This window comes from Acetatifactor sp. (assembly GCF_982438285.1).
Genome location: NZ_CEWDFQ010000127.1, coordinates 1 through 8,104, shown reverse-complemented (window position 1 = coordinate 8,104; position 8,104 = coordinate 1). Strand labels below are relative to the sequence as shown.

General features: G+C 46.8%; 6 protein-coding genes. 3 read left to right on the top strand and 3 right to left on the bottom strand.

Annotated features, from left to right (window positions below):
• Window positions 1–470 precede the first annotated feature (470 nt).
• The 3 genes from AC1WIP_RS07915 to AC1WIP_RS07905 all read left to right on the top strand — a co-directional run bounded on the left by AC1WIP_RS07915 (window position 471) and on the right by AC1WIP_RS07905 (window position 3,724).
• Entirely contained in the window at window positions 471–2,663 is a 2,193-nt protein-coding gene (locus AC1WIP_RS07915) for an ABC transporter substrate-binding protein (RefSeq protein WP_481141339.1), read from the top strand.
• 89 nt (window positions 2,664–2,752) lie between these two features.
• Complete coding sequence (locus tag AC1WIP_RS07910; RefSeq protein WP_318703429.1) at window positions 2,753–3,151, top strand: Fur family transcriptional regulator; 399 nt, start codon at window positions 2,753–2,755, stop codon at window positions 3,149–3,151.
• Window positions 3,152–3,184: 33 nt separating this feature from the next.
• On the top strand, window positions 3,185–3,724 hold the full coding sequence (locus AC1WIP_RS07905) for an NADH peroxidase (RefSeq protein ID WP_318703428.1): 540 nt from the start codon (window positions 3,185–3,187) through the stop codon (window positions 3,722–3,724).
• Between the two features lie 106 nt (window positions 3,725–3,830).
• Here the strand turns inward: AC1WIP_RS07905 and AC1WIP_RS07900 are convergent, their stop codons facing one another.
• From AC1WIP_RS07900 to AC1WIP_RS07890, 3 genes are all read right to left on the bottom strand, one after another.
• Entirely contained in the window at window positions 3,831–4,700 is an 870-nt protein-coding gene (locus tag AC1WIP_RS07900; protein WP_481141338.1) for an ABC transporter ATP-binding protein, read from the bottom strand.
• An 18-nt stretch (window positions 4,701–4,718) separates the two neighbouring features.
• Entirely contained in the window at window positions 4,719–6,602 is a 1,884-nt protein-coding gene (locus AC1WIP_RS07895; protein ID WP_481141337.1) for a hypothetical protein, read from the bottom strand.
• Between the two features lie 205 nt (window positions 6,603–6,807).
• Window positions 6,808–8,091, bottom strand: a complete 1,284-nt coding sequence (locus AC1WIP_RS07890; protein WP_481141336.1) for a hypothetical protein — start codon at window positions 8,089–8,091, stop codon at window positions 6,808–6,810.
• Window positions 8,092–8,104: the final 13 nt, after the last annotated feature.

The window sequence follows — 8,104 nt, the reverse complement described above, 5'->3', positions numbered from 1 at the left end:
CCTTTTAAACGAAGGAAAAGTCCATTGCAGAAAATAAAATGAATGATTTGATCAAAAAAATTTAAAGGAGAATGTACAATGAAGATAGCAAAAAAAATCGCAGGAGTCATCATTTGTTTTGTATTATGTCCTCTCATGTTTTTGCACAGGAGGTGTCTCCTCGTGCGCAGGTATGTCCCGACTGCAATGCAGGCAGGGTGATAGAAACCTTAGCCGGAAGAGAACTAATCAGCGCGACACAAGTAGATTGCATCCATGGTGTTCTTTTTGGTTATGATGTAATTGAGGTTTATCGTTTGACCTATACCTATCATTGCTCTGAAAATTGCGGTTTCAGAGATTACAGAAATGGAATTACAGAAACCGTTCGGCTTTGTTGTCCGTTTTAGAAGAATTGAAAGGTACAGCACCCTATGCTGTACCTTTCGTATTTAAAATACTTAAAATCAGAAACTGGAGCGTTACACTCTATGAAACATTTTTCCTTACTTATCTTAATGACAGCACTTTTTCTTGGCATAACAGGCTGTAGAAAACAAGAGGAAGAAGCCCCTTCTCCGTACCTGGTTCCCACCGGGGTCATGGTTCCCACGGCTCAAATGGAAGCGGTGCATCTAAATCTTCCCAATATCCTGTCTGAATGTATCCTTGAGGAGTCCTATTTTTATGTGAGCAAGGACTTGGAGACGGATGGTGCTGGGGATAAAACCACCGTAGTCTCCTTCTGCAGGAGAGACTTGGATAGCTTTGAAGAGGAAACACTTCTTTTAAAGCAGGCAGATGGCTCTTGCGTAAAACAGGCAGTGCTGGATGCAGGTGCAAACCTGTATGAGCTGCTTTTTTCCGAAGAGGAACAGACTTATTATGTAGGTAAATGGGACTGCAGGGGGCAGCAGCTTTATGCGCTTCCTGTAACAGAAATTCCCCAGAATACGCTGGCGGATACAGCGGGCTGCACTGTGGACGCGGCGGGACGGCTGTGCCTGTATACCTGGGAAGGCAGCGTTCTTGTCTTTGACAGAGAAGGACGGCTGACGGGGCAGTGGGAATCCGGTATGCCTTTGGCCGAAAACGGTTTCTTTGTCTCTGGAATGGATGGGTTTTATTGGTATCAAGACATGGGCGGAGAACTGCTTTTTTACTATTTAAACGAAGAAAACGGCCAGTTTACAGCACATATCTCCTTTCCTTACGACGGCGATGAGGCAGGAATTCTGCAGGTCTTTGGTGCCTTGGACTGCATTTGGATTGCCACGGGACAAAGCCTATACTGTTATGATTTGCAGGAAAATACCCCGGAAAAAATACTTTCCTGGCAGAATCCCTATATCAATCTGGACGGCGGCAATTTGCGCCTGCTTGGCGAAAACAGCCTCGGAGAGCTTGTGCTGCTTTTTCAAAGAATAGACGCTTCTGGCTTTACGCTTTACGAAAAGGCTGTAATCTCCTGGACCGACGAGGGACTTCTCCCTCAAAAGGAAACCATAACCCTTGGAACTATGCTGATAAACGGACAGCCTACTGCAGATGTTGAGGAAACGGTGAGACAGTTTAACAGATACTCCCAGAAATACTTTGTAGAGCTGGTTCACTACTTTCCAAGAGATGAGACCGGAGAAATTATGGAAAATGTATACCTGGATATTCTGCAAGGCCAAGCGCCGGATTTGATCGATGTAAGCGCATTGGATGTGGCATCTCTGGCTGACAAGGAAGTTTTTGAGAATCTGGAACCCTATCTAAAAGACAGCCAAGTTATACAAAAGGAAAATATTCTGGAAAATGTATGGGAGGATGGGCAGATTGGAGGAAAATTCCGGCTGGTGATTCCCTTTTTTCGGGTGAATACTTATGTGAGCCATGCTCCTACCCCCGGACAGGGCTGGACCTTTGAAGAGTTTACCCAGTATGCAGCTGCGCACCCTGACACTCCCCTGGTGGTCTATATGTCCTATCAGCAAGCCCTTGGCATTGCACTCTTTGCAGGCATGGATTCCTTTGTGGATTATGAGCAAGGAAAATGTAATTTTACTGACGCTTCTTTTTCGGCGCTTCTTACGGAAATCAGGGATATGTGCATGATACAGACAGGGCCTATGGAGGATTCTGTGACTGTGGAGGAATTTCAGGCTCTTTTTGAGGAGGGAGTAATCCTTTTGCAGGAAATTTCCTTTGGAAGCACGGAAGAATTTCTGCTGCTGCAGCAACAATATGGTTCAGCTTCCAGCTGGAAGGGCTATCCTTCCCTAAGCGGGGAGCCCTATCACAAAATGTCTTCCCAGCTGCGGCTTTCCATGAACAGCGCTTCTAAAAATAAAGAGGGGGCATGGGCTTTCTTAGAATTCCTACTGTCCAGGGAAAATCAGGAAAGGAGCCGTCTTTTAGCCTCTTTCCCTGTGCGCAAAGACAGTTTTGAGCAATATATAAGGACGTCAGCGCAGACAGCCGAACCTAAAGAAATAGATGCTGCTGCGCAGGATACTGCTCTTTTGATGGAAACAATACAAGCTTCCCATATGGACAACAGAAGCATTGATGATGATGTTTTCAGAATTGTGTGCGAAGAAAGTGAAGCCTTTTTTGCCGGAGACAAAACGGTGGAAGAGGTTACAGGACTGATCCAAAATAGAGTGCAGCTTTACCTTTCGGAAAGATACCGCTGAAAAAATTTTTTTAATCCTATTGACAATCTGAAATTATCCTTTATAATAAAAACAGTAATGATTACTGATTTTTTGAAAAGGAGGATGCAATGGCACTAAAATACAGCAGGCAGCGCGAGATGATAAAAGACTTCCTCAAGACGAGGCACGACCATCCCACCGCTGACGTTGTTTATATGAATGTCCGCAGGCAGAATCCGAATATCAGTCTCGGCACCGTTTACCGCAACCTTTCTCTTCTGGCTGACATCGGAGAGATACAGCGTCTGCGCCTGGGGGACGGTACAGATCATTTCGATGCCGACACCTCACCTCATTACCATTTTATCTGTACAAAATGCGGCAGTGTAATAGACCTGAAAATGGAAAGCATTGAAGGCATTAAGGAGATTGCCGGCGCCAATTTTAACGGAACCATTGACGGTCATGTAACTTATTTTTACGGTACCTGCGGCAATTGTGCAAAAACGGAAGCTCTTTCAATTTAAAATACTATTTATAAGGAAAAGGAGATTAAGAGTATGAAATTTGTATGTCAAGTATGTGGTTATGTTTATGAAGGAGATGCAGCTCCCGCTGAGTGCCCGATCTGCCATGCTCCCGCTGAGAAGTTTACCGTTCAGTCCGGTGAGAAAACATGGGCTGCAGAGCATGTGGTAGGCGTTGCCCAGGGCGCTCCCGAGGATATTATCGCTGACCTTCGCGCAAACTTTGAGGGCGAGTGCTCTGAGGTTGGTATGTATCTTGCAATGGCTCGCGTTGCTCACAGAGAGGGATATCCCGAAATCGGTCTGTACTGGGAAAAGGCTGCTTACGAGGAGGCTGAGCACGCAGCAAAGTTTGCTGAGCTTTTGGGTGAGGTTGTTACCGATTCCACCAAGAAGAATCTGGAGATGAGAGTTGATGCTGAGAACGGCGCTACCGCAGGCAAGTTTGATCTTGCTAAGCGTGCAAAGGCTCTGAATCTTGACGCTATTCATGACACCGTGCATGAGATGGCAAGAGACGAGGCTCGCCACGGCAAGGCATTCGAGGGTCTGTTAAAGAGATACTTCGGCTAAGAAAATGCTTCTATAAAGCAAGGCTTTTAAGAGGACGCTGCCAGGTCATCAAATCAGATGACAAAGCAGCGTCCTCTTTTTCATTTTGGGGCAGATACCCCAGGAATCATTCTGCCCAATATAAATACACATCTTCCAGACAAGGCCGGATGGAATGAACCTCTCCTACAACAGGAATCTCATCTGAAACGATCCGCAGACATACCTTATCCTCCGTCAAAGAAACGTTTGCTATTTTATATCCTCCCTGCTGATAATAGGGTTCCTCTTCCGGCGTAACCAGAGCTTCAAACACTTTATGATCAAGCTCCGCCAAAAGCTCCCTTGGCGGTCCTTTGCGGACCATCTTCCCTTGCCTTAAAATCAAAATTTCTTTTGAGATATACTCCACATCAGACACCACATGAGTAGCCAGAAGAACAATCTTATTCTTGGCATTTTCACTGATAAAATTGCGGATTCGAATGCGCTCCGCAGGGTCTAAGCCCGCAGTGGGCTCATCCAGAATCAAAACATCGGGACTGTCTAACAGTGCCTGGGCAATCAGGATTCTTTGCTTCATTCCGCCGGAAAAGGATTTCAGCTTTTTGTGCCGTTCCTGTTTTAGGTTCACTACTTCAAGCAATTCTTCAATGGCAGCCTTCGTCTGCCGCTTTTTCATGCCCTTCAGCGCCGCCATATACCAAAGAAAGGCTTCAGCAGTAAAAGCCTCATAAAGCCCCTGCTGCTGCGGCATATATCCAAGCCTGCCCCGATAGTCGGCTCCCAGCGTATGAATGTCCTTTCCATCCATGGTGATTTCACCCATATCAGGAGCCAGATTATCGGTAATCATATTCATCAGGGTGCTTTTCCCAGCGCCGTTTGGCCCCAATAGTCCATATACTCCAGGCGTAAACGTTACAGATATATTCTGCACCGCATAGGTTTTTCCCCGGTTATAGCTTTTAGAAATATTGCAAAGCTTAAGCTCCATGGGATTTCCTCCTGTTCTTTACAATAGCCGCAGCAGGAGCATATGCAGGCTCCATCCAAAGCGGGAAAAAATCAAGGCTGCCACTGCAAGCAAACCGCTTCCCAAAAGAAACGCTACCGTTTTCTGGGAAAGCCGCCTGGCAAGGCTGCGGCCCATCCATGCAGCCAGTAAAAAGCTCACTGCCTTCAGAAAAAATACGGTTCCCTCAAACATAAAAAGTGTAACTGCACTGCAGCAGCTTACGTTTACCAGATCACAAAGCTTCTGGCCTGCCGTAGAGAAACCATCTATACGGGCATATGCAAGAAATAAAGGGGCTTCTGCTGCCAAATATACAGTAATGGTGCAAAGCAAAGCGGCGGCATCCTTGCTGCGGCGCAAGGCCCTTCGTCCCTTTCGCGTAGAACGAAGCAGTATCCGCATTTGACTGCCCTCACTTGCAGCATAAATTCCGCAGATCAAAAAGAGCAGAAAAATACTTCCCCCAAGCCACAAAAGCACCTCTTTGTCTGTGTCCTGCCACAGCTTCAGATAGGCTGCCTCATCCAGCAAATACTTCTCGTTCAGCCTGCCCGGTTTTTGCGCCAAAGCTTCCAGCTGGCTTTGTACCTGCAAAAATCCCTCCTCCTTCAGGTCTATTTCAAACTGCAGCAGCTGTCGGTTCATTGCGTCTGCACCTGAGATATCCTCTCCATAGGAACGGATTTGTTCCTTAAGCTGCAAAAAACGTGCTTCCTCCTGCTTAAGATAAACAAGGGTTTCGTCAGTCACTGGACCGGCAAGCTCTCCAAGATAAGCGTGATAGGACGCCTCTTTTGCGGATGCGTAATACTGAGGCGCATAGATGCCGGCCGTACTGCAGGCCGTCCAAATCAATAACAACACTACAGCAAGCCATTTTTTTTGTTGAAAAAGCAGCTTATAAAACTCATAATACAGCAGACTGCTTCTCCTGCTGATTCCTCCCCATTTTCCTCTGAGCCACTGCATCCACCGCTCCCAGTATCCGTCCCGTTTGATCTGACAGGTTCGGTGGAAAATGACGATTCCAAGCAGAGAAAGCAGTATTGTAAAGAAGCCCAGGACAATTACAGCACAAAAATCTTTTCCCACTGCATAACCAAAGAAATTCAGGTTCAGATAATAGCCAAGAGCCTGCTTCATACTCCAGTAACAAAAGGGATTCACAAACTTCAGGGCATTCATGGAGCCTGCAGGATAGAGCAGCCTGTTAAACCCATACAAGACGCCAAGCAATATGCCAATTACAAACACCGCCCCCATCTCGCTCTTGATGCACATTCCAACGCCGAACATCAGCGCTCCCATTAAAAGGGCAATCCCAATCCGAATCAAAAGAGTTACACCCATGGCCTGTCCCGCCGTCAATACATAAGAGCAATTGCGAAAAAGCGAAACAGACTGCACCGGCCTGGACAAATCTCCATAGCCATACATCCAGCCAAAGCATAGTATCGCGCCTGTTTCCTGAATCAAAACATAAAAAGCGCCGCTCAAAAGTAATGTAATCAGCTTTGCAAAGGCCAATGGGCAGTGCCCCTGTCTGCATCCCTTTAACAGCAAAAGCAGATTTCGGTTCCGTTCATAAAACAATACATACCATGTGACTAATCCCAGAAAAATGAGAAGAAATAATATTCCGTAGTCATATTCCGCAAAGGCCCGCAGTCCAAAACAATTATCCGCCGTAACTGCCGTGTCTGCAAAGACAGAAAAATCCTCACAGGTTTTTTGGAGATTTCGGAATACATAACTGTTTTCATCTCTGTAAAAAACCGTTTCCCTCATCTTTGCCGCCCGGCTTTCCATCTCATTGATAAACTGCCTGTAAGAAGCGAGATAGCCCTCCTGCGCATCCAGCTCCTGTTGATAAAAGCCCATAGCGTCCGCGCCTTTATCTCCCTGACAAAACGCAGCATAACTGTCCTTTTGCTGAAAGATAAAAAAATATGCTGGAGTGCTTCTCTGGCTTGCATATAGCATAAACAGGTTTCCTGTAAGCAGCAAACCTGTAAAAAGCCATATGTGCAGCTGCTTTGTCAGCTTCCTGCATTCAAAACCGATCAGCCTCATAGCAAAGCCCCCGTCATTGGTATGGGATTTTTGTCATGGAAAAGGTTTCTCCCTGGTAGCTGCCAATTCCTGCCTTGTCCCAGCACATAACACCCCATGAGCCGCTTTCCTCCTCATAAATACAGTACATTCTCTCCCGTTCCCCCACAGGCAGCCTCTCAGGCTTCCCATCCGGCATGAGGGGCGCCCTGAAGGTGTCCACTATATTCAAATCCTTGTCATAGACTGTATACCAGCCGGGATTATCCAGCCAGTCGTCTATATCCGGCAGCCAGTCGTCAAACAGATACAGATATTCCCCGTCGCTCAGGAAATACCCGGCCTGGGGAACGTCCTCAAGCAGCACCCGGGGATTGGAGCCGTCAAGCTCCGTGAGGTATACAGGCATGGAGGCGTCTCCTGCCTTTTCCTTGTCATAGGGTTCCAAAATCAGCTTATCCTGCCAGAAATGCACCCCCAGGATCGACACAGAGGCAGGCATTCCTGGGAGCTCCAGCTCCTTCAGCTCCTCTTTTTCTGTATTATAAACAAAGGTTCTCTCATACAGCCTGTCATAAAGGTTCTCCTCCGTGATTTCTGCGCCTCCGTCACGCCAGGTGGCAATAATCTCAAAATACACATAGTTTCCATAAGCTTTTGGCTTATCCACAACCAGCACACTCAAATCCTCATCTGCCACGTAAATAGTTTCCGGCTGGGGATTGATGCCTGTGAGCGAGAGCGCCTTAAAGGAATTTTCCACCTTGGTTTCATTGTCCTCCAGATAATATCTCTTTTCCACATAGTAAAGCACATCCCTGTGGATGATCCATTCCAGAACCGCGCTTTCCTCGCTGTCCCATGTATACACCGCCTCCTTTGCCGTGCCGTCCAAAGCATAGCGGAAAAGGGTCTGCGGAGTATGGAGGAATATCGCAGGGTTCAGACAGTAAAGAGATTCCCCACATTTGGCGATCCCTACACGGGACTCCCATGCCGGTGCCTTTTCCTCATAGGAGTCCACAGATGCGTTGCACTCCCGAAGCTTCTCCGGGTCTGTCTCCTGATCGTGCAGGCAGTCCGCCTTATTGCATAAGGGCAGGATCATATCCCCGCCCTCCTGAAGATAATAGATAAATCCGTTGTGATAAAGATAGACAACGCCATCCCCCTGCTGTACCTTTGGATAGCTTAAATCTGCCAACTGCTTATACTGGTAATCAGTTTCCGCTATGTACGTGTCGCCGGATGTGTCTGATCCACAGCCGGTTAAAAGCGGTATGATAAATAAAACTAAGCATAGAGTGATTTTTTTCATAGCAGCTCCTTAT